30 protein-coding genes and 1 pseudogene are annotated in these 22,484 nt (G+C 37.8%); 25 read left to right on the forward strand and 6 right to left on the reverse strand.

The annotated features are described in order from the left end of the window. The first annotated feature begins 1 nt into the window (after position 1). Positions 2-685 carry a response regulator transcription factor gene (locus A2J09_RS05460; protein WP_012294098.1) on the forward strand — a complete coding sequence of 228 codons (684 nt, stop codon included), beginning with the start codon at positions 2-4 and terminating at the stop codon, positions 683-685. Beyond that, positions 669-1,658: a sensor histidine kinase gene (locus A2J09_RS05465; protein ID WP_012294099.1), complete on the forward strand. Its 990-nt coding sequence runs from the start codon at positions 669-671 to the stop codon at positions 1,656-1,658. Before A2J09_RS05460 ends, A2J09_RS05465 begins: the two co-directional genes overlap by 17 nt. Before the next feature lie 35 nt (positions 1,659-1,693). Here the strand turns inward: A2J09_RS05465 and A2J09_RS05470 are convergent, their stop codons facing one another. Beyond that, on the reverse strand, positions 1,694-2,563 hold the full coding sequence (locus A2J09_RS05470) for a DMT family transporter (RefSeq protein WP_012294100.1): 870 nt from the start codon (positions 2,561-2,563) through the stop codon (positions 1,694-1,696). Positions 2,564-2,685: 122 nt separating this feature from the next. Further along, positions 2,686-3,543: a LysR family transcriptional regulator gene (locus A2J09_RS05475; protein WP_012294101.1), complete on the reverse strand. Its 858-nt coding sequence runs from the start codon at positions 3,541-3,543 to the stop codon at positions 2,686-2,688. 157 nt (positions 3,544-3,700) lie between these two features. On the opposite strand from A2J09_RS05475, the pseudogene A2J09_RS05480 reads away from it, so the two are divergent. The 7 genes and pseudogenes from A2J09_RS05480 to A2J09_RS05510 all read left to right on the forward strand — a co-directional run. After that, positions 3,701-4,774 (forward strand): annotated as a pseudogene (locus A2J09_RS05480) (MFS transporter); the annotation flags it as partial. Between the two features lie 29 nt (positions 4,775-4,803). Further along, positions 4,804-5,187: an SRPBCC domain-containing protein gene (locus A2J09_RS05485; protein WP_012294103.1), complete on the forward strand. Its 384-nt coding sequence runs from the start codon at positions 4,804-4,806 to the stop codon at positions 5,185-5,187. Between the two features lie 109 nt (positions 5,188-5,296). Further along, positions 5,297-6,013, forward strand: a complete 717-nt coding sequence (locus tag A2J09_RS05490; protein ID WP_036161404.1) for a toast rack family protein — start codon at positions 5,297-5,299, stop codon at positions 6,011-6,013. 199 nt (positions 6,014-6,212) lie between these two features. After that, complete coding sequence (locus tag A2J09_RS05495; RefSeq protein ID WP_036161405.1) at positions 6,213-6,737, forward strand: tubby C-terminal domain-like protein; 525 nt, start codon at positions 6,213-6,215, stop codon at positions 6,735-6,737. 113 nt (positions 6,738-6,850) lie between these two features. Further along, a complete protein-coding gene (locus tag A2J09_RS05500) occupies positions 6,851-7,606 on the forward strand; it encodes an alpha/beta hydrolase (protein WP_139015327.1) in 756 nt (251 codons plus the stop codon). A 304-nt stretch (positions 7,607-7,910) separates the two neighbouring features. Beyond that, on the forward strand, positions 7,911-8,117 hold the full coding sequence (locus A2J09_RS05505) for a (4Fe-4S)-binding protein (RefSeq protein ID WP_343225176.1): 207 nt from the start codon (positions 7,911-7,913) through the stop codon (positions 8,115-8,117). A gap of 15 nt (positions 8,118-8,132) precedes the next feature. Further along, positions 8,133-8,402, forward strand: a complete 270-nt coding sequence (locus A2J09_RS05510) for a GNAT family N-acetyltransferase (RefSeq protein ID WP_012294109.1) — start codon at positions 8,133-8,135, stop codon at positions 8,400-8,402. A gap of 37 nt (positions 8,403-8,439) precedes the next feature. On the opposite strand, the gene A2J09_RS23635 is transcribed toward A2J09_RS05510, so the two are convergent. Next, positions 8,440-8,592 carry a hypothetical protein gene (locus tag A2J09_RS23635; RefSeq protein WP_155273022.1) on the reverse strand — a complete coding sequence of 51 codons (153 nt, stop codon included), beginning with the start codon at positions 8,590-8,592 and terminating at the stop codon, positions 8,440-8,442. A gap of 240 nt (positions 8,593-8,832) precedes the next feature. Here A2J09_RS23635 and A2J09_RS05515 point away from each other — a divergent pair, with 240 nt between their 5' ends. The 5 genes from A2J09_RS05515 to A2J09_RS05535 all read left to right on the forward strand — a co-directional run bounded on the left by A2J09_RS05515 (position 8,833) and on the right by A2J09_RS05535 (position 14,565). After that, entirely contained in the window at positions 8,833-9,270 is a 438-nt protein-coding gene (locus A2J09_RS05515; RefSeq protein ID WP_012294111.1) for a hypothetical protein, read from the forward strand. 160 nt (positions 9,271-9,430) lie between these two features. After that, the gene (locus tag A2J09_RS05520) at positions 9,431-11,113 is read left to right on the forward strand and encodes a methyl-accepting chemotaxis protein (protein ID WP_012294112.1); all 1,683 of its coding nucleotides are present in this window, start codon (positions 9,431-9,433) and stop codon (positions 11,111-11,113) included. A 72-nt stretch (positions 11,114-11,185) separates the two neighbouring features. Next, positions 11,186-12,130, forward strand: a complete 945-nt coding sequence (locus A2J09_RS05525) for a hypothetical protein (protein WP_036161407.1) — start codon at positions 11,186-11,188, stop codon at positions 12,128-12,130. 232 nt (positions 12,131-12,362) lie between these two features. Continuing rightward, the gene (locus A2J09_RS05530) at positions 12,363-13,922 is read left to right on the forward strand and encodes a right-handed parallel beta-helix repeat-containing protein (protein ID WP_012294116.1); all 1,560 of its coding nucleotides are present in this window, start codon (positions 12,363-12,365) and stop codon (positions 13,920-13,922) included. A 451-nt stretch (positions 13,923-14,373) separates the two neighbouring features. Further along, entirely contained in the window at positions 14,374-14,565 is a 192-nt protein-coding gene (locus tag A2J09_RS05535) for a hypothetical protein (protein WP_012294117.1), read from the forward strand. Positions 14,566-14,633: 68 nt separating this feature from the next. On the opposite strand, the gene aac(6') is transcribed toward A2J09_RS05535, so the two are convergent. Beyond that, positions 14,634-15,068, reverse strand: coding sequence for an aminoglycoside 6'-N-acetyltransferase (gene aac(6') / locus A2J09_RS05540; protein ID WP_012294118.1), 435 nt, complete (start codon positions 15,066-15,068; stop codon positions 14,634-14,636). A 167-nt stretch (positions 15,069-15,235) separates the two neighbouring features. On the opposite strand from aac(6'), the gene A2J09_RS05545 reads away from it, so the two are divergent. The 3 genes from A2J09_RS05545 to A2J09_RS05555 are packed head-to-tail and all read left to right on the forward strand — an operon-like array spanning position 15,236 to position 17,105. Then, positions 15,236-15,832, forward strand: a complete 597-nt coding sequence (locus A2J09_RS05545) for a class I SAM-dependent methyltransferase (RefSeq protein ID WP_012294119.1) — start codon at positions 15,236-15,238, stop codon at positions 15,830-15,832. 24 nt (positions 15,833-15,856) lie between these two features. Continuing rightward, entirely contained in the window at positions 15,857-16,432 is a 576-nt protein-coding gene (locus A2J09_RS05550) for a DNA-3-methyladenine glycosylase I (RefSeq protein ID WP_031419900.1), read from the forward strand. Continuing rightward, positions 16,422-17,105 (forward strand): DUF1963 domain-containing protein, encoded by a 684-nt coding sequence (locus A2J09_RS05555; protein ID WP_012294121.1) that lies wholly within the window; start codon positions 16,422-16,424, stop codon positions 17,103-17,105. Before A2J09_RS05550 ends, A2J09_RS05555 begins: the two co-directional genes overlap by 11 nt. 6 nt (positions 17,106-17,111) lie before the next feature. Here the strand turns inward: A2J09_RS05555 and A2J09_RS05560 are convergent, their stop codons facing one another. Then, the gene (locus tag A2J09_RS05560; protein WP_031419903.1) at positions 17,112-17,408 is read right to left on the reverse strand and encodes a hypothetical protein; all 297 of its coding nucleotides are present in this window, start codon (positions 17,406-17,408) and stop codon (positions 17,112-17,114) included. 75 nt (positions 17,409-17,483) lie between these two features. Between A2J09_RS05560 and A2J09_RS05565 the strand changes: the two genes are divergently transcribed. Together A2J09_RS05565 and A2J09_RS05570 are read left to right on the forward strand one after the other, a co-directional pair. Continuing rightward, positions 17,484-17,684, forward strand: coding sequence for a hypothetical protein (locus tag A2J09_RS05565; RefSeq protein ID WP_012294123.1), 201 nt, complete (start codon positions 17,484-17,486; stop codon positions 17,682-17,684). Between the two features lie 161 nt (positions 17,685-17,845). Then, entirely contained in the window at positions 17,846-18,145 is a 300-nt protein-coding gene (locus A2J09_RS05570) for a hypothetical protein (protein WP_012294124.1), read from the forward strand. Between the two features lie 89 nt (positions 18,146-18,234). Here the strand turns inward: A2J09_RS05570 and A2J09_RS05575 are convergent, their stop codons facing one another. After that, positions 18,235-18,603, reverse strand: coding sequence for a hypothetical protein (locus tag A2J09_RS05575; RefSeq protein ID WP_031419906.1), 369 nt, complete (start codon positions 18,601-18,603; stop codon positions 18,235-18,237). Positions 18,604-18,802: 199 nt separating this feature from the next. Here A2J09_RS05575 and A2J09_RS05580 point away from each other — a divergent pair, with 199 nt between their 5' ends. The 6 genes from A2J09_RS05580 (at position 18,803) to A2J09_RS05595 (ending at position 22,430) form a co-directional block, all read left to right on the forward strand. Further along, entirely contained in the window at positions 18,803-19,189 is a 387-nt protein-coding gene (locus A2J09_RS05580) for a hypothetical protein (RefSeq protein ID WP_036161410.1), read from the forward strand. Positions 19,190-19,269: 80 nt separating this feature from the next. Then, positions 19,270-19,890 carry an NAD(P)-dependent oxidoreductase gene (locus tag A2J09_RS05585; protein WP_036161414.1) on the forward strand — a complete coding sequence of 207 codons (621 nt, stop codon included), beginning with the start codon at positions 19,270-19,272 and terminating at the stop codon, positions 19,888-19,890. 14 nt (positions 19,891-19,904) lie between these two features. Continuing rightward, the gene (locus tag A2J09_RS23880) at positions 19,905-20,075 is read left to right on the forward strand and encodes a hypothetical protein (protein ID WP_171821086.1); all 171 of its coding nucleotides are present in this window, start codon (positions 19,905-19,907) and stop codon (positions 20,073-20,075) included. Between the two features lie 157 nt (positions 20,076-20,232). Continuing rightward, complete coding sequence (locus A2J09_RS23885) at positions 20,233-20,388, forward strand: hypothetical protein (RefSeq protein WP_012294129.1); 156 nt, start codon at positions 20,233-20,235, stop codon at positions 20,386-20,388. Positions 20,389-20,794: 406 nt separating this feature from the next. After that, positions 20,795-21,628 (forward strand): GNAT family N-acetyltransferase, encoded by an 834-nt coding sequence (locus A2J09_RS05590; protein WP_012294130.1) that lies wholly within the window; start codon positions 20,795-20,797, stop codon positions 21,626-21,628. Positions 21,629-21,893: 265 nt separating this feature from the next. Next, positions 21,894-22,430, forward strand: coding sequence for a CueP family metal-binding protein (locus A2J09_RS05595; protein ID WP_051563225.1), 537 nt, complete (start codon positions 21,894-21,896; stop codon positions 22,428-22,430). The last annotated feature ends 54 nt before the right edge of the window (positions 22,431-22,484 follow it).

The raw sequence follows: 22,484 nt of genomic DNA on the forward strand, positions 1-22,484 counted from the left end.
CATGAAAGGATTTCGAATTTTAATTGTAGAAGATGATCACATGATTGGTGATTTACTTCAAAAAATAATGCAACGTGAAGGCTATGAGGCCGTGTGGAAAACAGATGGCAGAGATGTAATGAGGCTCATTCATGATGTAGATTTAGTCATTATGGACATTATGCTACCAGGAGAGGATGGCTACCAATTAAGCAGAAATATTAAACAACTAGGCTTAAATATTCCTATCATTTTTCTATCGGCACGTAGTGATATTGAAAGCAAACTAGAAGGTTTAACCGTTGGTGAAGATTATTTGACAAAGCCGTTTGATCCAAGGGAGCTATTATTGAGAATCCAAAAAATGCTAGTGCAACAATATGGAACGTTTACACAAATACAGCATTTACTCATTGACGGAGAGCATCGAAAAGTATTTCATCAACATCTTCAAAACGAAATTTCATTAACGGCAATAGAACGAAAAATTTTCTTTTATTTATTTGATAACCGTGACAGAGTTTTAACAAAGGAACACTTTTTTGATTATTTATGGCCGTTGGATGATCGTAATCATAATATTCTTAATGTCTACATAAAAAAGATTCGGACAAAGTTGGATGATTCAACAGGCATGATTGTACAAAATATATATGGAGAAGGGTATCGTCTAAATACCCATTTAAGAAATGACGTTAAAAACTAAATATAGAACCCTTTTATTTGTAGCAATTGGGAGTGTGCCCGTCGTTTTATTAGTTATTAGTGTGTTTATGTCCATACTTTATAACAAGGCTTTTAAAACGAAAAATAATGGCATCCCATTCCATGAATCCTTTGCATATCCTGTTATGCTTCTTGCATTTGTACTGTCTTTAGGGATTCTTGCCTTACTATTTTCCACATCCATTCATTCATTATTAGCTAGAATTACCATGCTCAATCAAACAATCCGGGAACTCGCGAGTAATGAACGGATACCCGATACGTTAACGGTAAGCAGTGAGGATGAATTAGGGCAGTTAATTCATTCTGTCAATCTTTTAATTGAGCGCACGACTTATCGGGAATTAGAGTTAGCACAACAGCAGGAGCTCCAAAAAGAGCTACTCCAAAAATTGAGACATGACATCCATACCCCTTTGACAGCGATTCGTTTGCAATTGTTTTATTTAGAAGATCAACTACAAGAGCAGCCAAAACTGGTGGAATCGTTAAATGAACAAATTCAGTATATCGCGAATTTAACGAATGAATTGCCATACCAGTCTTTTGATACGAGCGAAAATTCCTTTGTCGTTCAGGAAGAAGTTCGGCCAGCTTTACTATTGGAGATTATGATTAGGAAATGGAGTTATTTATACAGCATGCAAAATATTGCTCTTCATTTTTATCCAAAGGATGCAGAGGCAATCTGGACAAGTAATGAACTATGGTTACAACGTTTATTTGATAATGTCTTCCAAAATACGTTAAAGCATGCCCAAGCAACCAAACTTGTGGTGACGATTAAAGGAGGCGAAGTATGGATGTCTGATGATGGCATCGGCTTCCATTCTGACGTCGAACAGAGCGGACTTGGACTGAAAATTATCCAAGATATTGCTAGAACCTTGAACATTGTAGTCTCTTTACAATCCACCGAGGAGGGTACGACCTTTCGCTTTACTCCGTCATAAAAAAACAACGGACATCATGTGCCGTTGTTTTTCTATTATGCCGACTTTCGTTGTTGGAGTAAAAAGAGGGCAAGTCCTAGTAAAATGACGAATATGCCAATCCCTTGTTGCACGGAAATCATTTCATCTAAAATAAAATAAGCTAAAATACATGTGCCAATTGTTTCTCCTAAAATACTCATAGAGATGACTGTTGTACTTAGCCATTTCAATAGCCAATTAAATACCGTTTGCCCAAAAATCGTTGCAATTACAGCCAGTCCTAATAGGGACCACCATGTGGATGCGGGGTAGTCGAAAAACGGTTCCTGCATAAAGAGCGCATAAATGGCTAAAAAGATTGAGCTACTGCCATATCCGATAATCGAATAGGTGATAAGTGATAAATCCTTCCGTACAGATTGCCCGATGAAAAAGTAGGCTGTAATAATGCCAGCCGCAATAAAAGCTAGAATATCGCCATAAAGAGCTTGTCCACTAATTTGAAAATCCTGCCAGCCGATAATGAAACAGCCAATGATCGCTACCAAACAGCCAACAATAGCGCCTTTTGAAAAACGCTCTTTAAATAAAAAATAGCTACCTATTAAAGAGAATAATGGCTGTAACGTGACAATAACTGTGGAACTGGCCACTGATGTGTAGTTTAAGGATTCGAACCATAAAACATAATGACAGGACAAAAATAGACCTGATAGAATGCCCAGTCCCCACTGTTTTTTAGACAGGTTAACTAGTTCTTGTCGTAGCCCCTTTTGAGCTACTAAAAAGGGAAGGAGTACAAGCATCGCAAAAAATAGTCGATAAAAAGCCGTAATAGCCGGCGGGGCATCAGCAAGCTTCACAAAAATAGCTGATGTAGATAAAGCAAATACTGCTAAAAATAATGAGATGTAATAAAACATGATGTACTCCTATGTATTTACAAGATTAATAATATCAAACCTATTATAGTGCAGTCTGCTTGAATAATATAGGCTTTTTAAAATATTCGCATAAACAGCAATTTGAGCTATCGATTACTTAGTTACTTCTTTTCAAGCAAGGATTCTACGACCTGCTTTAATTGCAGTATAGAAGAATGCTTATGGTTTTCCTTTTTATAAATGAAGACAGTCTCAATGACCTTGTTAAGTGTCTCCATTTCATAAAAGTGCAGGTCCGGACATGGATAGAGTGCTAGTAACCTCGTATTTAACACGGCCAATGTATGCTCGATTTCTAGAAAATCAAGAATACTACTTACGGATTTAATTTCCTTCATCGTAAAAGGGACTTCTTTGTGAGTAAGCCATTCAGCTAATGCCTTCGAATACATACAGCCTTTACTTAAGACTAGGAGTGTCACAGGCGTTTGCTGGTCAAAATCGATGACATGTGAAGGACTCGAAATGACTTCGAAGGTTTCTGTTGTCATTAAATCATAGTGTAAATCAGCATAATGCTTCAATGGATTACTCGTTAATGCACAGTCTAGCTCCGCCTGATGTACTTTGTGATTTAAGGATGTACTCGATTCGACCGTGAAATCCACGTCGATAGGACTATGACCGGTTTGTAGCGCATTCATGATGGACGCACCATATAATTTAATCGTCGTATGGGAGGTTCCAAATTGAATATGTGCTTGCGTAAATCCAACCGTTTGTAAAAATTCATCATATTGTTGGGCCACCTGCTTTAAAAAGTGTAAATAGTGGTCACCGACGTCTGTTAGCTTTAAGCCTTGAGGTGTTCGTTTAAAGATTTCCTGTCCAATTTCACTTTCCATCTTCTTTACCTTCGAGGTTAGAGCCGATTGTGTATAGTTGGTGATTTCGGCAGATTTACTTAAATTTTGCCTTTCTAATAGCTCAATTTTGATGGCAATGTCGTCAATGTTCATGTTATTTGTCACACACCTATTAAATTTTTTGATAGCCGCTATCATTTTCCTCCATTTTACGAATGCTAGCTGTCAACGTAAACTCAAGATATCTAAATGATACTGCACAAATAAAGCGGTATATAGCTATGGAGGATTTACATGGTCATTCCAAACAGGATTAATTGTTTCTGCCGTGAATATTGGACCGATTTTCTCGATGCTTTTCTTTGGCTATCTCATGGATAAAAAAGGAGAAAAACGGCTGATTGGATGGGGCTCTATTTTACTGGGCCTCTGTACGTTCCTCTTAATTCCTGTGAATCATTATACGACATTGCTAGTCGTATTAATAGTTGTTGGTTTTTGGTACGGTAGTGCCCAAACAGGAGGTAGTACAGCCATCGTAAAATGGTTTCCTAACGAGCATCGAGGTTTAGCGATTGGAATTCGCCAAACGGGAATTCCCATCGGAGGGGCTCTCGCTTCCTTCATACTTACCTATTTATATCATCACATCCATCTGACAGCTGTGCATGGGGCACAAGGTTTCGTAGCAATCGGTGGCGGTTTATTATTTTTATTGATGTATCAGGAGCCAAAACAGCATAAATCTTCTGTAGCAACACCGATACCGTTTAAAGAAAAGATGAAGGCTATCAAAGACAATCGAGCACTCTATCCCATTTTTTTTGTGGGCATTGTGATGATGTCCTTACAGATGATCCTCATCGCCCATTTGATGAGTTATTTACATCAGGAGGGTGGCTATTCATTAACAGCAGCAGGGAAGTATTTGAGTTTGGTCTTGCTTGGAGGGATGGTAGGAAGAATTGCTCTTGCATGGCTGAGTGACCGATACTTTGCTCAGAAGCGCGAGCACTTACTAATCATCGTTATGCTTTCCACATTTGTAATGGTCGCTTGTATGCCTGTTGTTTTACATGCTAAGAGCTTAATGATTTTATTTTGCTGTGTAATGGGCTTTTTCGCCCTTGGCTGGTATTCCTTATATATAGCGAGTGTAACGGAGCAGTCCGATCCTCAATCTGTGGGGCTTACTGTGAGTGCCGCTTTAACGATCAATCAATTCTTTATTGTTTTGGCTCCGTCTATCTACGGTTTACTCGTTTCCATATTTTCAAGTCATCAGATGGCATTGGATATAGTAGCTATGATGGTTATTGTGGGAGCGTTTTATTTATCGAGAACAACCAATAGTAGCCTCTCATCACAAGGTTCGGTAAAATAATGGAAAAATAGGAAATGGATGTGTTGCGGATGGGTAGCTCAATTTGGATTCATGCAGCAGTAGAAAATGTATGGCAAGCAGTAACCGAGGAGCAATACCTCTCTCAATGGTATGCGCCAGGCTCTACTTGGAACATCCCTAAACTAGCTGCAGGAGAAAAGATGATCTTTACTTTAATGCCTAATGACCATAATCAGCTAGCCGATCCATTGCCAATGCAGTTAACGATTCAGCAGGTCAAAAAACAGGAGATTTTTTCATTTTACTTGGAAGTTCCAGAAACGGTCATCGCGATATCGTTAGCAGTAAAGGACAATGGCACAACAGTTAGCTTCAATATGCAGGGCTATGATGCGCCTCTTGCTAATCTAAAAGCATTGCTAGAGGGTGGTGATTTTCCGCACTTATCGTAACGACTACGTCTCAGGTCTTAGATGAATTTCAAGCGCAAGGTCGTATTTTATATGTTCCACTCCTATATAATGAAATTATTGGTAGAATATATAGCGGGAGGAAATTAAATTGAAGAAATTAGTTGGGTTAGGTGTCGTATTGGGCACATCAGTTTTCGTCTTATCAGGGTGCTTTTCGTTTTTGCCGAGCAAAATGCAAGAAGAAACCATTTTAGTAGAAAAGGATAAAGCCAAGACATTAGAGGTAGCTATTGATTTAGGTGTCGGCGAAATGAATCTAACTGGTGGCGCCAAGGAGTGGGTTGAGGGCAAAGCGGACTATAATATTAAGAAGCTAGCCCCTCAAGTTAATTATGATGTAAGTGGCGATACAGGGGAAGTAGAAATAAAACATAAAGGCTCGACGAAGCTAGGCATCTCCAATATTAAAAATACTTGGGACATCCAATTAAATGACGATATCCCGATGGATTTGACGGTAGAAACTGGGGCTTCCTTAGCCAATCTTGATTTACAGGGACTGCAGCTAGAAAAACTAGATATTGAAGCGGGTGTCGGTGATCTCACTGTCAATTTAGGTGGCGATTGGAAAAAAAGCTTTAATGCAAGTATTGAAACTGGGGTAGGTCAAACGACAGTCATTGTCCCTTCAAAGGTTGGTGTCAAATTAACAACAGAAAAGGGCATAGGTTCATCCAATATTGAGGGTCTCATTTCGAAGGGCAAAGGTGTCTATGTCAATGAAGCATATGATAAGGCGGATGTTGTACTGGAAATCAAATCAGAAATAGGCTTAGGAGATATTACGTTTAAATTAGATAAATAAAGAAAATGCAGTAGACTACTAGTAAAGCGGTAGTCTACTTTTGTATGTTATAAGATGATGCTAAGCATTGAACAGGAAGCATTTGAACTTGAGAAAGGTAAATGTATGATACTGCACAATCTGACGCTTACATTCTTTGAATTGGGTGCTTGTTTTATGTTAGTTTTAAGGAAGCAATTGTTTTGAAGGAGCGAGTCGATTGAAAACCTATACATATAAACAGCCAATGGAAATTGATTCTACAGAGGTGGTATCGATTTTAAATGAATCAGGAGAGACATCATCAACGGTTCAACGTGTTTATTCTAATGCTCTAAAAAAAGCATTTGATAAGACGATGGACTTCCGTTATTTTGTACGTTTTGACGTCCAAGATCATACTGGTCAGCCACTATTTAGTTGTAAAAAGGTATCTCGACGTGGTCGTGTACATTTCCGAGGCAAGGATTTTGTGACGGGGAAGGACTATATGATTGCCTATGACGGTTGGCAAATAATGATTCCTGATTTAGTTATTACAGATGGAGAGCAGCAAATTAAGCTCAGTAAAGAAATGGAAGACTGGTCGATCTTTACATGGAATGAGGAGCCGATCGCACGTTGGCAAGCGACTTTCTGCGAAACCCATTTTGACATTACACTTCAAATTGAAGATAACAGTCCTATTCAGCATGAAGCCTTTTTTATTGCCATTGGACAGGCTGTATTATTTGTGGGAGCCTAACATTATGCTTATTCGGCATGATAAAATAGGGCACGCCAAGATTAGTGGCATATGTCATTCCATTATGCTATAAATACAACAAGAAGGTAGCCTTAAAGAGGCTACCTTCTATTATGATGAACGTGAAGAAAGGTTCTGATGTTGTGCTTACTATTTTACCGGCTAAAGAAATATACTTGAAAGGAAATGAACACGCGGTATTACTTTTACATTCCTTCACAAGCCATACAAGAGATATGAAGAAAGTGGCGACGAAGCTACACGAAAAGGGCTATACATGTTATGTACCTCTATACAGAGGACACGGCCAGAAGCCAGAACTGTTAGTACAGTACGAAGTTGAGGACTGGTGGCAGGATGTGTTGAAAGCGCACCAATTTTTGCTGGATGAAGGCTATCAAACAATTTCCGTTATCGGCTTATCCATCGGTGGTGTATTTACATTGAAACTTGCACAATTAAAAAAGCTACAGCAAATCATTGTCTTATCGGTACCGATTAATAAGGAGCCAGCACAACTAAAACAAAGAATCATTGACTATGCTTATAATTATAAACATATCGAGGGTAAATCAGCGTCTCAAGTTACAGATGAGATGAAGCCGTTTAGTGATATGCCATTGGACGCGATGATTGCATTTCAGCATTTTATTATAGAAACGATGCAGCAGCTTGAGAAAATCACGATTCCAATTGCTATTTTCTACGGCAAAAGAGACGAGGACTTATACGCGTATAGTGCTGACACAATCTATCAGCGTGTTCATTCTGCTAGGAAACACAAAAGGGGCTTTGAAAACTCCAAGCATTTAATGACTTTAGGTCGTGAGCAGGATAAAATCCTTCAGGAAATCATGAGTTTTTTATAGTGAAGAGCTTACTGGTAGGGAGATTGACGACCAATAGTAAATTATGTTATCATTATCTCGAATTAGAGATAAATTAATTCGAGATATATAAATTCGTAACATATCTCAAGACAAACACAAGAATGTTTTCGCGATTTGACAAGCCCTAATTTAAAAATTGAAGAAAGATTAACACCAATTGAATAATAAACATTTTAGATGTAGGTCTAGCTGTATATATCGCTAAAGAAAAATATACTATTTGATGGATTATTAGACCATCATTTGGGGTAATGAAAAAAGAAAAATGAGGGGTGTGTTAGGTATGGGTTACCGTGAGTATAGAGGAGAAGAGATAACAGTTTTTTTCGATAAAGACATGTGTCAGCATGCAGCTGAATGTGTAAAGGGCTTGCCAGAGGTGTTTAATGTTAAAGCAAAGCCTTGGATCGCACCGGATCAAGCAGCTGTCAAAAATGTAGTAGAAGTTATCAATCGATGTCCAAGTGGCGCATTAAAATATAAAAGATAAAAGGAGCATCATACCATGGAAATTAAACAAGGTCACCAATCATTTTATATCGGAAACGAGGATAATAGTGAAGCAGAGGTGCATTTTGTACGTGTAGGAGATAGTCGAATCATTCTCGACCATACACATGTAGCCGAACATCTAAGGGGCCAAAATGTTGGACAGCAATTGGTCAAAGCAGCTGTTGAATATGCGAAAAAAGAAAAACTACAAGTTATCCCATTATGTCCGTTCGCAAAAGCAGAGTTCGAAAAGCATCCAGAATATCAAGAACTAGTAGGCTAAATCAAATCGTCGCACCCCAAAACTTAGGGGTGCGTTTTTATTTTTCTCTTTCCAACTTAATTTTTTCAAGTTCCACTTCGAGCTCCTTTAGCTTGATGATGGACTCTTGCTTAATCTGATAAACCTTAATTAAACTAACAATCCCCATTAATAAAATAAACATCAGCATTAAAAATTGAAGATTTGACAAATCCTCACCTCACTTTTATTTCAATTATACACAATAAATGCAATAATTTCCTGTTACGCTAAATGATGAGTAATACAAAAACAAGAAACCAATTTAGTTTTCGATAATTATTTTACTAATTAATAGTAGGACTGCTAAAAATACTCTTTTCTTCTCACGAAACAAAGTAAGTATGCTGGGAGGAGTATGACTATTCGAAATAGAAGGTCTATAGAGTGACAAACATGAAGGAGTGATTGGATGCGATTAACGAAAGGAATTACCGGCTTTGATGCCGACCATTTAATCGAACAGGATATGCGCATGTTTCAATCGATGGTATATCATTTAGCAACAAGTGAACAGCGAGCGAAAGTACGACATTTTATCGATCAACCGCATTTTGTCTATATGCAAGCAGTAGTGGAATTAGATGGAAAGACGCTGACCATTCTTCACCATCGGTGGATGCCATATATTGCTTTTGCAAATTCGGATAAAGAACTTAGCTTTACCTTTTTATCGAGGCCTCAGCTTCACAAATATTTTCCTATGCGAAAATGTTTGGAAGCGGTAACGCTGAATACTTTACTGGAAAAGGACCGAGCCTTGCATAGTTTATCTCCTATGGAATGGAAGAACATTGCCTACTTCAAAAGTCAAACTATTGGAGATGTAATGTTTCATGCTTGGGATTGATTAGGACAAATTACTCATGTCGAAAGATGCTATCAAATACACAAAAAAGACTAAGTTATTTCTGGAAATATAGCAAAAATTCCTAAAGTCACCAATCTTTCTGTTAAAATGGTAGATTACTTTTTATGGAATAGATTCGGAAAATAAGGAGTTTTTGCACATGTCATTCAAAACAATTAGTAGAAGAATTGTTTTTTCCTTTAGCATTGTCATTACAATAATGGCGTTATATATCGTGTACAATTATTTTGCCATTCAGCAAAGTAACAATGCGACAGAACAAATGGTTTCGCAAGAATTACAATTATTGACTATAGATTACGAGCAAGCGCAAACCATTGATTTAAGAATAGCTGCGGCTAGAGGCTATATATTGTCTGGCAATGAAAAGTATAAAACTATTTTTCAAGATAATGTAGCGCGCGCGGCGAGTAATGAAAAACAGCGATTAGCCTTAACAAGCTCTGAAGATTTCAGCAAACTTGCAGAAATGGCGAAGGAATGGAATCGCTATATTGAACAACAAGTATTTGCTATTTATGACCAGGGCAACGCAAAGCTCGCTATCCAAAACATGACGAAAATGGATGTAACAGCAACGACCATTCGTGAAGGCTATGAAGATCTAGCCAAACAACGCAAGCAAGCTATTAATGAGGTAGGAGCCGACGTGATGGTTGCCGGCCAAAATAAGCAGCTAATTGGCATCGTCGTAGGTATACTCATCTTTGTCATTGCAATTATTGTTGAGTTACTGAGTGCTCGTGGTATATCAAGACCCATTATTACATTGACGGAGCGGCTGCAACAAATGACGAATGGCGATTTAAGCGGTCCCCCATTAAAGATTCAATCAAAAGATGAAGTGGGCCAACTCATGGCGGCAACCAATACGATGGCGGATATATTAAATCGCTTATTACAGCATATTCAAACGGTATCAAATGATGTAGCTACCCAGAGTGAGGAGCTATTGCAATCTACAACTGAAGTAAAGACAGGCACCGAGCAAATCGTCAATACGATGACAGAAATTGCAGGTGGAACGGAAGAGCTGGCCAGTCATACGACAGCTATTGCTACCTCCATGAACGATTTTGCTGGAAAAGTAACTGCCGTTCATCAAAGCAATAAAGACGTCCAGCACTATTCTCAGGATGTCAAAGCTTTAGCAAAAGAAGGACGTGACTTAATGTCCTCCTCTACGAAGCAGATGGGAGCAATTCAACGTATTGTGAAGGATGCGGTAGACCAGGTTGATGGATTAAGCAAGCAAACACAAGAAATTTCTAAGCTTGTCACTGTCATTCAATCCATTGCCTCACAAACGAATTTACTAGCATTGAATGCAGCGATTGAAGCAGCCCGAGCGGGAGAACAAGGAAAAGGGTTTGCTGTAGTTGCCGATGAGGTACGAAAGTTGGCTGAGCAAGTGTCATTTTCTGTAGGAGATATAACGAATATTGTGCGAAACATTCAGGATGATTCCAATAGAGTGACCGCTTCTCTTGAACAAGGCTATGGCGAAGTAGAGAAAGGGACAAGGCAAATTACGACTACTAATGCAACGTTTCATCATATTGCTGACGCAATAGAGGCCATTGCTACAAATATTGAACAAACGTCCTCCGAGCTAGATGATGTCGTTCACAATACTGACACGATTAATAAATCCGTAGACGAAATGGCTGCTATTTCTGAACAGTCAGCGGCAGGCATACAGGAAACATCAGCCACCATCGAACAGGCCGCTAGCTCTATGGAGGAAATTAAACATAGTTCCGAGTATTTAGCAGAGATGGCCGAGCAATTAAATAGTCTAATACGACGATTTAAACTGTAACGATATGTCCCTTAATTTCAAACTTCCATCACATTTACGCTGTATACTAATGTATTGGAAGGTGGAATCATTTTGAGAAAATATTTACTTTTATTACTAATGAGTACTTTATTCATGGCACCTGCTGCCTACGCCCATACGATGGATAAAAGTACACTATTTACGGATGTCCCTGAAACAACCTCAACTATTCAGGACATTATGGTGTTACATAGTATTGGGCTCCTTGGGTATAATGGCAAAGATATGGCCTTAAACCCAACTGACAACTTATCACGCAAAGATTTTGCAAGCTGGGTAGGTGGCTTCTTTGGACTTGAAGGAGCAACAGTGGATGAATTAGCACAAGCAGCACAAAAAGAAGAATACATTTCTTCCTTGGAGGGCGACCTTACATACAAGGAAATAAATACAGCACTTTTTCATCATAAACTAGAATTAGAGAACCCCGATGCAACGATGACGAAGGAGGAGTATATTGCCTTCTTAATGGAACATCTGGACTATGATATGGGCGGCCACACGCTTCTTCAAATGGGCGGTTATGCTGAAGGTCCAACTGGTACCATTGAAGATGTCGTGACAAGAGATGAAACGGGCATTATTATCAATGGTAAAACGTATATGCTGTCAGGCCACCCTCGCATTTTTGCGGAATCAACTGATGCTAAAAGCTGGGTAGGTCAACAGCTAGAACGTTCTATTTTTACAACAGCTGGCGATCACCATCATGGACATGGCGGCGATCAAGAAGGACAGGGTAATCATGAAGAAGGTCATGGAGATAGTCATGATGCCCAAACTTCGAATGTAGCCACACTTCAATATGTGCAAATCAGCTCTGCTCAGGTAGCTGAAGATGATACAAAAGAAGTACAAACATCCAATGCCACACCAAGAGAAAAGCAGCAAACTGATGAGACAACATCCTCTAACTCAAGCACTGTGTGGGTCATTGCCATCCTAGTAGTGCTGGCAGCTATCTTCGCCTTTGTTTTTGTGAAAAGAAGAAAATAATGGAAAGTAATAAGAACCAACAAGGATGCCCATTCTTTGTTGGTTTTTTCGATTTCATTTCAGGTATGGAAGCGTGCTGATGTGCCATTCCCTAGCATAAACCGTCATACAATCTTCAATCATCATAAGTGAATCCACGTATATTCCAGTAATTTTACACAAAATTGAATAACTACAAGCCTGTTCGGTATATAAATAGGGTACGATCATTTTTAGGCTGAGGAGTGTGTAAATGGCAACACTTGTAGTAAAGAGAAGTATTATGCATCGGTACCAAAGCATTGGGCAGGCAATTGAAGAGGCTATGCCTGGGGATATGATAGAAATTCGAGATGGTATTTATGAGGAAAGCTTGGATATTTCCAAGCGGCTGACATTGTATGGAGTTGGCAATGTTACAATTAAAGGTGGTGTTTTTATTCGCTACCAGACTCATGTAGATATGCGCAATTTACGTTTTCGTCAAGGACAGGGGCTCTATGTGAAAGGAGATCTTCAGTTAGAAAATTGTATTATAGAGGAGCAATTGATTCGCACACAGATTATGGTCAGCTATGGTAGTTTACTGATGAAAAATTGTGCTGTGCTTGCTACATCGCTCAATCATTTTGGTCTGCGTGTTGCTAATGGTTCCAGTGTTATTCTCGTTGATACAACACTTGAGCATCATGTGAAAGCTCAAATTATTGCACAAAATTGTGAAATGACATTAAGCAATTGTCTGCTACTCGAAGGGAAAAAACATGGTATTTTTGCGATTCGCCATGTGAAGATGGTAATGGAGGATTGTGAAGTTCATGGTCATGAAAAGGAGCAAATTGTAGCGGCGTCTAGTGAGCTGGCAATCACCAATTGCCTTATTCACCAAGGACAGGGGGTTGGTATACAGCTATTTGATGATACGATTTTACGTATGGATGGCTGTGAGATTAAGAATCATCATGACACGAATATGATTGTCCACCGTAGTGAGGTAATGGTATCTGATTCTATATTTTCAGATGGCCAAGGACTCGGGCTGTACCTGGGAGAAAAAACTGAAGCTCAATTCTACGATTGTCAGTTTAACCGTCATGTAAAAGCACAAATGCTGATAGAGAATAGCAAGGCAGAGTTTCGCAAATGCCATGTACGTAATGGAATGGCTGTTGGTATGACCATCGTAGATGAAGCTGATGTTTCGATGACCGAATGTCAAATCCAAAACCATCAGCAATTTCATATCATTGTGGATGCAAGTGGGCTACAGCTCCATCAAACGACTATTCAATTTGGGCAATCAGGTGGTATTTATGGCAATGAGCATGCCAAAATTATGCTTCACCATACAAACATTCGAGAGCTGGAAAAGCAACATGTATATTTGAACAATGCCCGTTTGTTTACACAGCATTGTACGTTTGAACAAATGCAAAATAACGGGATTACGTGTATTGACGCCATTTTTGAAGTAGCCAACAGCCATTTCAAAGACTGCCAGGATAGCACGTATGCGATGATATGGTCTGATCGTTCAATGGGACGTATTGAACATTGCAAAGTAGGCGAAGCAGCACGCCCATTTTTAGCTCTGTCCAATCAATCTTTATTAGAAATACGTGATACAGATTTAAGTGCAGTGAAGGCTCCAGCGGTGGTACAGGAAAACAGTCAGTTATATGTGCAAAAGCATGTTCAGACAACAACTTGGCATCGAGACACAGCTTCAAGAGTATCACAAATAGAGATGGTTCAAACAAATGAAGAGAACCATATAAAAATGCTGAAACATGATATTAAAAAAATAATTTAATAACCGATTATACAACTAAGACAAGTAGTTTCAATTTTGAAATTACTTTTTTTGCGGTAGGCATCAGAAGGTTTCAACTTTATATTTATGGGTAAAGTAATGTGTTTGGGTCAAAAACGATGAGATAAATAGGCAGCGAAAACTCTATAATTCGACAAACTGACTGATTATTTTTATAATGGTATAGACAACTTCTTTTCAATTACTGCAATTTTCCAAAAAATTAAGAAGTAAAATGGTATATTTTCTTGTAAATGTTATTTTTTGAATAATAAAGTTTGGAATTGATGTAAAAAAAATAGTAAGAAATTTTAGATAATAGATTGATTAATTTCGGTGAATTAGCCTATAATTAGTAAAAATGGTTCATATATAAGATGATTATATGTTATTTGTGAAGTGTGTGTAATTTGTTTAAAATAATAATAAAAAGGAGTGGGGGTGATAAGAGATGTTTGGGCTGACAAAAGAGGAAATTCTTTTAAAGTTAGAGGAAATTGAATTAGCAGAGAAGCATAAAAGTGCGATTGCTGATATCTTACAACTAAACAATATGCGCATAGAACAACAGCTTGCATTACTGATCCATTTAATAATCGATGAGCGCGAACGTAATATTTCTAACCATACATATTTAAATTAACCATATATATAGATGCAAAAATCACAAGTGCAGGATTCGAAGCACTTGTGATTTTTTTATCACATTTTTTATAATTTTTTTGTAAAACAAATGATTCGATTCGCTTCCGTAAACCCGAGCTGTAAATGTACTTGTAAACTTTCGGTATTGTCCCATTCACAATCACTTGCAAATTCTGAGCATCCCATATGCTTGGCCCATTGTTCACAATGTGCTACAAGCTGTCTAGCATAGCCTTGCTGTCGATAATTATCCATGACGAATAATCCTTCTAAATAGCCGACTGGACTAGAGTCCGTACCCTCTACATAATCTGTTCTCAGCTGACATTGGGCAAAGCCAATCGCCTTGTCATGGTCGTAGGCTAAGAAAATAGCTGCATTGTCATCCTTCAATAAATGTGTCATGCTTTCAGTAAATTCCTCTACTGTATGATTAGGCCACAGCAATAAAGCTAATGTCGCAGCTGCCAGGGCATCCTGTTGCTCTGCTTGTTGAATCATTCAAAGTTCCTCCATCCTATTCATTCCGAAAACGAAACAAAAATCTTTTTTGTACGTACAAACTAGTAAGAGTTTCTGTCGTTGATGTGCTTTCTATCATTATATACAGGGTATACATGTAAAAAAAGGATAAAATCCACATCGATTTTGATGAGAGGGGAACTGATATGTCATTATTACAATCGTTAATTGAACAGGCAAAAAATCCAAAAGGATGGATGGGTTCATGGATGCTACGTATCATGAATATCACTCATCGTGGCATGAATAGTTGGTTTATCCGGCAAGGTGCCATCAATGATGGGGACCGTGTGTTAGATATTGGCTGTGGCGGAGGGAAAACACTCGGAATTTTATCGAAATTGAATCCCAATGGTATAATTTATGGGATTGATATTTCTGCACAGGCAGTAAAGGAATCCATCAAAATGAATGAAGCGAATGTCGCAAGTGGCAGCATCATTGTTAAGGAGGCAAGTGTGTCTCAAATTCCATATGAGGACCAATTCTTTGATGCAATTACAGCTTTTCAAACCCATTATTTTTGGCCATCATTGGAGCACGATGTTGGGGAAGTATGGAGGGTATTAAAAAATGGAGGAAAATTTATTGTCATTGCGGAGCTCTACAAAATGAATTACCATATGGAAGCATTCCAAACACCAGCAGCTATGAAGGATTTATTGAAAAAAACCGGTTTCCAAACGGTATATATAAGTGAAAAGACAAGTAAAGGATGGCTATGTATTACGGCCATAAAATAATACATAAGCATAGGAGGTTTTTCGATGAAAAGATGTTCGTGGGTCAAGCTAGATCAGCCGTTGTATGTAGATTATCATGACAAAGAATGGGGAGTACCCGTCTATGATGATCAGCATTTATTCGAAATGCTTTGTTTGGAGGGGGCACAGGCAGGACTTAGCTGGTGGACCATTTTACAAAAGCGAGAGGGCTATCGAGAGGCATTTGATCAATTCGAGGCTAAAAAAATTATCCTTTATTCAGAGGACAAGCTTTTGGCATTACAGCAAGACACACGTATTGTGCGCAATAAATTAAAAATCGCTAGCGTTGTGACGAATGCTAAAGCTTTTCTACAAATACAAGAAAAATATGGCTCGTTTTCTGAATATATTTGGGGATTTGTCGATCACCAACCAATTGTAAATGAATGGCCATCTATGGCAGAGGTACCAGTGACAACAGATCGTAGTGATCGGATGAGTAAGCAATTGAAGAAGGACGGCTTTAAATTTGTAGGAAGTACTATTTGTTATTCATTTATGCAGGCAGTTGGTATGGTCAATGATCATATAACGGATTGCTGCTGTCGACAACAGGAGCTTGCGCATGAGCATTAAACATATCCAATCTCAGCTAGCCAAGCAAGCGACCATATTCCAGACGGGTGGCTTCCGTCCAACCCATGAGCTTTTAGAAAGTTGGATTGGCTATGTGGGATGGTCTTTACTAGAGGAGGATCGACCCTCCAATTTTCAACCGCTTGCTACATTATTTTTGAAAGATTTGCCCTATGTTCCTCCTGCTTTACAGCCATTTCAATTGGTAACGCTATTTGTCCATGAGAATATTTTCGAACATCTCATGGAGGATGATTTGAGCAACTTTTTTAAAATAAGAGCCTACACCACTTTAGAAAACCTAGTACAGCGGGACTGGCAGCATGAGCGTATTCGAGCCTTTCCTCTGCAGGCAGAGTTTATTCACAATGATTATCCAGTATGGGATGGCGGGGGTATTCCTGCACAAATTGAAGAGGACATACTAAGATTGGAGCATGAAAAGGGTCTCAATTATTTTGACGATATCCTCGAAGATCTGTATCCGCAACACAAAATTGGTGGCTACCCGACCTTTTGTCAAAGTGGTTATGATTTTGGAGAAGACACACCTTTTGTCTTTCAGATTGCCTCAGATGCCAAGGCACAACTGAATATTGTGGATAATGGCAATTTTTATTTCTTTTATAATCCAAACGAACAGACATGGCGCGTCTATTGTGATTTTTATTAACATTCTTTAAGGCTTAGCCCAAAAATGTATTGTGATAGCAATCATGTATTGAATGAAAAATAAGCCTAGATACGCGCCTGACATTAGAAAAATAGGATTTAAGAAAACAGCGTGAATCGTTGTCATAAAGACCACATCCTCACGAATAATCTGCGCTATAGAAGTAGCGGCAATATAGCCAAAAAGAATAGCTGATACGACACCTAACGCATTGAAAACAAGGCGCATTTTATCACTTTTTTGCTGAAGATAGACCATGAGAGCAGGTATGACAATGATAGTAACCATTATGAAGACGTTCATCCACACACATCCTTTTTTCTCAGGATGCCCTTGTTAGCTGGTACATAAACCAAAGATATAGAGGAGGGGAATAAGGTGAGATGGCAAGATGGGGAGATGAAAAAAATAAAGAAGGTGAAGAAAATGGAGCATAAAACAGTCGTCAAGAATGGCATAGGCTTTGGTTCTGTTTTAGCGATTACGATTTCATGGAGTGTCCATCATTCCATCATATGGGCAATCATCCATGGATGCTTTAGCTGGCTCTACGTCCTCTATTATGCATTTACTCGCTAAACTTTAAAGCATACCTATCAGCTAAGTATTTGTTTATTCCAAAAGTTTTTGGGGTACAAACAAAGTAATGTTCATAAATATTGACTAACAAGCATAAATAACAAAGTGCTCTTTTTCAAGAGAACAAACTTCAGTATGAACGTAGAAGAAAGGTTGATAGCATGACACATCAAGTAACGGCATTAAGTAATGTGAATGGAAAAGCTACGGGAGTGGAAGGTATTTTACAAAATGTAGCATTTATTTTATCGACGTTTACGGTCTCTTGCCCGCAACGGGAATGGAGCATTCGGTCAGATATTCGTAAACTCTTCCAACGTATGAAAAAAATGAACACCAAACGTTTGATTGAGTGTATCCAGCGTTTTGAGCCGAGAGTAGTCGTAGTGGAAGTGGATTATTTGGGCGATGTTTATCGAGGAAAACTTGAGCCCATTGTGAAAGTAATTATTAATGAATAAGCCTATAAATTCTGCCAGGATTCAACCTGGCAGAAGATCAAATAAATAGTCCGTTTACATATATTGGAAAATATCAATTCCAGAATTCTTTAAGCAATTGTGCTTCTTCGTATTAGAATAATTTGTTGGCAATCTATGATAATCGGAGAAGCTCCTACATCTGCTACTTCTAAGAATGTAGCACAGCACGTTTTAGGATCTAGGCTAATGAAAAAGACATCAGCTAAGCTAAAACCACCTGCTAACACGACGTCTACAAGTGTGCCAATAGGCAGACATTCTAATTGATGGCAAATACAGCCTTTACATTCGTTTTTCTCACAGCAATCTTTCTCAGGGCATTTTTCTTCCTTGTGTTCGCATTTACACGTATGCTTACATTTTTTCTCACAGCACTTTTTTGCTTCGTCTTTTTGTTGACCCCAATTCATATAATGATTAAATCTACAATCTTGCATCTTTTAATCTCCTTTATGGTTAATTTTTAGTATTGGTCGCGCAACCCTTACACATCTAATCTATGAAAAATTAAGTAGAGTTCTTGGTAATTTGCCCTTGGAATAGAAAAATGGAAACTTTGTCGTACATAACTAACCGTTTTTAGGGGGGAATACTAGATTTCTGCCTGTTAATATAAAGGTGAAAGGGAGCGAGTGTATGAAGAGAATACTACAAGGTTTCTTTTTACTGATGTTCGCTATAGTAGTGATATCATGGCTGATTGTAGAAAAACAGCCTTCACCAATAGCCGTAAGTTTCTCTCCTACTCCGACCTATGCGGAAGAGTTTAGTGAAAAATTACAAGAGACTAATTTTACACAAAAGATTATACAAGCAGTACGAAAGGCAGGTTATTCACCAGATAGTACAGTAGGCTATTTGGTAGATTCCCCTAACCATCAAATCATCACCATCCAATTACACGATGGTAATGAAATAGAAAAAAGCACAGAAAGTGAGATTCAAACGATTATCCATGAGCTGGCCAAAGAAGAGAATATGGGAGCATTTATAGTGAATGTTCAGCTATTAGAAACAAAATAAGGAAAGCGGGAGACACATATTGCATGTGTCTCTTTTGCATAGAAGGGGCATGTTATAATGGAATGAAGAGGTGAAGGTCTATGAAAATATTAGTTTTGGGTGCAACTGGACGTGTAGGAAGACAAATTGTTGAGTTCGCGTTAAAAGATCAACACGAAGTAACGACATTTGTCCGTGATCCCCATAAATTACAGATGGACAATAAGAAATTACATATCTTTCAGGGAAATGTCTTAAATAAGAAAGATCTCGAACAGGCTATGGTGAATGTGGATGTAGTAGTAAGTGCATTAAATACAGATGGGAATGATACTTTATCTACTAGTATTTCGCTCATACTTGAGGTTATGGAGCAACAAAAGATAAAGAGAATTATTACGATTGGCACTGCGGGTATTTTACAAAGTCGAGTGTCGCCAACAATTCTTCGTTATCAATCAACGGAATCCAAACGAAAATCTACGTTTGCTGCTAAGGAGCATCAGTACGTTTTTGAACAATTACACGTTTCCAATGTCGATTGGACGATTGTTTGTCCAACCTATTTACCAGATGGATCATTTACAGGAACCTATCGAGTGGAGCGTAATTTTTTACCTGAAGGCGGTAGTGAAATATCAGTAGCCGATACAGCCTACTTTGCCTACCAACAAATCTTTAGTAAGGAATTCGTTAAAACGCGAGTAGGGCTCGCCTATTAAAAGGAGGGTAAAAAATGAGAATCATTCACATGCTCATTGGCCTGCTCATTACATGTATTGGGCTTGCTCTGCTAAATACAACGATGGATGCTGCCATTCGAAATATGATGGTAAAAGTATATGGTATCCTTCTTCTGTCTATTGGGGTGTTTTATCTAAAAAAAATTGCGAAAATGGGGAAGTAATAGCTTTGTTAAGTAATGGATTCCTTCAATGGACAGGGTTTTAATAGGAATAGCGGATACTTATGCTTATAGGGTGAGAAAGTAAATGGATATTTTCCTTTTTATTGAAGGTTTGCTATACTTTATGTCGAATATATATCATTAAAGAGGTGATTGTATGGGCAAAGAGATATCAAACCACTATCAATATCCTGAACACCTAACCAATCAAGATGGAAACGAAAAGACAGAGCTATATGTCATAAAGATAACAAAGGAACAAGTGGATAGGTTGATAGAGGATATCGATCAAACTTTAAGGGCGTCTACCTGACGTCTTTTTTTATTATGGGTTTGCATCATTAATAGTAAAGCTTAGTCCTGCCCCGAAGTAATCAATTCAGGAAAAAGTTCCCTCATTTATTGGTGAATCAAAACGTGCAGTTATTAGCTTTACTTTATAAAAAGTTATAAAATGGTAAAATATTAAATATTACATCAGAACGTTTAAAATGAAAAGAGCTAGAAGGGGCTATTTCATGCTGGATAATTATTTGATTAAGGATTTTACCCTATAGTTCTTTCGTACAGATAAAAAAATAAAATCAGTAAGATTGAAAATGCATCATCGCTACGCCATTTCATAGCTGCCTGTATAAAGCAGTTTTTTCTAAAAAAACTATAGGAATTTAAATACAAACAAATATTTTATCGGATTATGAAAGGAGCTGAGCTGTTTTATGATTTATAAATTGGATAAAAGAGACTACTACAAAATAAAAAGGTTACTACAAACACCTGATCAGAAGAATGATTTAACATTAAATTCCATAATTAATGGTATGAACAGAGGGACAATTTATGTAGACAATCTGCAAGAACCCAATACAGCACTAATAGATGTAACAGGAATAAGCAGTATTTTTATTGGGAATGCGACTAATCAACAGTTTATTGATTCTTTACGAGATTTTCTTGATAATGAATTAAAAATGGATACTTATGAATCGTGTGGTGGAACCTGGTTTATTGCAGTCATAAAAGATGAGATATGGGAACAAGTAGTAGAAAATGTTATTGCTAATAAAGAATACGAACCAGATTATGAGTTGTATTATCAATTCAATCCTAAGGCTTTCGTTTCCTTAAAAGAGCAATACAAACCTTTACCGGATAATTATCTAATAAAAAAAATTGATACCGAAGTCATTAAGAACGATCCAGATGGAATTCTTTCTGACGTATTAGAAGAGGTTTGGTATTCAATTGAAGACTTTAATACTCATGGACTGGGATATTGTATCCTAAGGGATAATAAAATAGTAAGTGCATGTTTTTCTTGCTGTGTACACGAGAATAAGCATGAAATTAGTGTTGAAACATACGACGAGAAACACATGAATAAAGGATTAGCAACTTTAGTATGTTCAGCATATTTAGATGATTGTATAAAAAATGGACTAGTACCCCAATGGTCAACGATGGAAACAAACCTTGAATCTAAACGTTTAGCAAAAAAATTGGGCTTTGAATTTGAGTCAAAACTAAAAACATTGGAGTTTGAATGGAAATGATTATGAGATACTCTTTAAAAGTATATAATATTAAAAATTTAGAAAATTTTTTCTGCTGTAACTTTGAAAAAACTATCCTATAATCAGCAACATGATCACGTTTATTTCATTGGAATGGATTGCAGTCACCAATACTCAAATAAATAAAATCTGTTTGTAATGTATGTATTTTTCCTCTGCACAATTTCTTCTTATTTATAGTTTATAGTATAAATCGTCAGCGTTTTACAAAGTAGAAAGAATGAAGAAATTAGAGGTGAATAAAATGAAATTAAAAGCTTTTGCTGTAACTTTACTTACTACGGTTGTCCTAGGTGCTTGCAATGGAGAGAGTACTAATGACGATAATCCTAGAAAAGAAGTGGAGATGCAAAATATTAAGGAGTTGGTGAATGAATATAGCGGGGACAAAACTAAAGACGAATCTGCTTCAATCACATCAAACCAGCTGATTGTAACTGATAAAGAAGGAATTGAGTCAGCATATGCTTTGCCAGAAGACGAATTTTTTGTTTCTGTAGCTCCTTACATAAATGAAACTCACCCTTGTACTAACCATAGCTTGACGGGGTGCCAAGGAGAACTGGCTAATAAGGATATAGCTGTCTATATTGAAGACTCAAAAGGTAATGTGCTAGTGGACGAAACCATGAAAACTCTAGCAAATGGATTTATTGATTTATGGCTACCTCGTGACCAAACGTATAACATAAAAATGGAGCACAAAGGCAAAACGGTAGAATCGATATTTTCTACTTATGAAAGCGATGGCACTTGCATTACAACAATGCAATTAAAATAGAAAAAAGTAGGGTTGTCCAAAAAGTCAGTGAAAGCTGATTATTTGTGGCAACCC

Source organism: Lysinibacillus sphaericus (assembly GCF_001629735.1).
Lineage (GTDB): Bacteria > Bacillota > Bacilli > Bacillales_A > Planococcaceae > Lysinibacillus > Lysinibacillus pinottii.

Coding starts and splice junctions, on each gene's coding strand:
- A2J09_RS05460 (WP_012294098.1), top strand. CDS start 2: ATGAAAGGATTTCGAATTTTAATTGTAGAAGATGATCACATGATTGGT.
- A2J09_RS05465 (WP_012294099.1), top strand. CDS start 669: ATGACGTTAAAAACTAAATATAGAACCCTTTTATTTGTAGCAATTGGG.
- A2J09_RS05470 (WP_012294100.1), bottom strand. CDS start 2,563: ATGTTTTATTACATCTCATTATTTTTAGCAGTATTTGCTTTATCTACA.
- A2J09_RS05475 (WP_012294101.1), bottom strand. CDS start 3,543: ATGAACATTGACGACATTGCCATCAAAATTGAGCTATTAGAAAGGCAA.
- A2J09_RS05485 (WP_012294103.1), top strand. CDS start 4,804: ATGGGTAGCTCAATTTGGATTCATGCAGCAGTAGAAAATGTATGGCAA.
- A2J09_RS05500 (WP_139015327.1), top strand. CDS start 6,851: ATGATGAACGTGAAGAAAGGTTCTGATGTTGTGCTTACTATTTTACCG.
- A2J09_RS05505 (WP_343225176.1), top strand. CDS start 7,911: ATGGGTTACCGTGAGTATAGAGGAGAAGAGATAACAGTTTTTTTCGAT.
- A2J09_RS05510 (WP_012294109.1), top strand. CDS start 8,133: ATGGAAATTAAACAAGGTCACCAATCATTTTATATCGGAAACGAGGAT.
- A2J09_RS05515 (WP_012294111.1), top strand. CDS start 8,833: ATGCGATTAACGAAAGGAATTACCGGCTTTGATGCCGACCATTTAATC.
- A2J09_RS05520 (WP_012294112.1), top strand. CDS start 9,431: ATGTCATTCAAAACAATTAGTAGAAGAATTGTTTTTTCCTTTAGCATT.
- A2J09_RS05530 (WP_012294116.1), top strand. CDS start 12,363: ATGGCAACACTTGTAGTAAAGAGAAGTATTATGCATCGGTACCAAAGC.
- A2J09_RS05535 (WP_012294117.1), top strand. CDS start 14,374: ATGTTTGGGCTGACAAAAGAGGAAATTCTTTTAAAGTTAGAGGAAATT.
- A2J09_RS05545 (WP_012294119.1), top strand. CDS start 15,236: ATGTCATTATTACAATCGTTAATTGAACAGGCAAAAAATCCAAAAGGA.
- A2J09_RS05550 (WP_031419900.1), top strand. CDS start 15,857: ATGAAAAGATGTTCGTGGGTCAAGCTAGATCAGCCGTTGTATGTAGAT.
- A2J09_RS05555 (WP_012294121.1), top strand. CDS start 16,422: ATGAGCATTAAACATATCCAATCTCAGCTAGCCAAGCAAGCGACCATA.
- A2J09_RS05560 (WP_031419903.1), bottom strand. CDS start 17,408: ATGAACGTCTTCATAATGGTTACTATCATTGTCATACCTGCTCTCATG.
- A2J09_RS05570 (WP_012294124.1), top strand. CDS start 17,846: ATGACACATCAAGTAACGGCATTAAGTAATGTGAATGGAAAAGCTACG.
- A2J09_RS05575 (WP_031419906.1), bottom strand. CDS start 18,603: ATGCAAGATTGTAGATTTAATCATTATATGAATTGGGGTCAACAAAAA.
- A2J09_RS05580 (WP_036161410.1), top strand. CDS start 18,803: ATGAAGAGAATACTACAAGGTTTCTTTTTACTGATGTTCGCTATAGTA.
- A2J09_RS05585 (WP_036161414.1), top strand. CDS start 19,270: ATGAAAATATTAGTTTTGGGTGCAACTGGACGTGTAGGAAGACAAATT.
- A2J09_RS23880 (WP_171821086.1), top strand. CDS start 19,905: ATGAGAATCATTCACATGCTCATTGGCCTGCTCATTACATGTATTGGG.
- A2J09_RS23885 (WP_012294129.1), top strand. CDS start 20,233: ATGGGCAAAGAGATATCAAACCACTATCAATATCCTGAACACCTAACC.
- A2J09_RS05590 (WP_012294130.1), top strand. CDS start 20,795: ATGATTTATAAATTGGATAAAAGAGACTACTACAAAATAAAAAGGTTA.
- A2J09_RS05595 (WP_051563225.1), top strand. CDS start 21,894: ATGAAATTAAAAGCTTTTGCTGTAACTTTACTTACTACGGTTGTCCTA.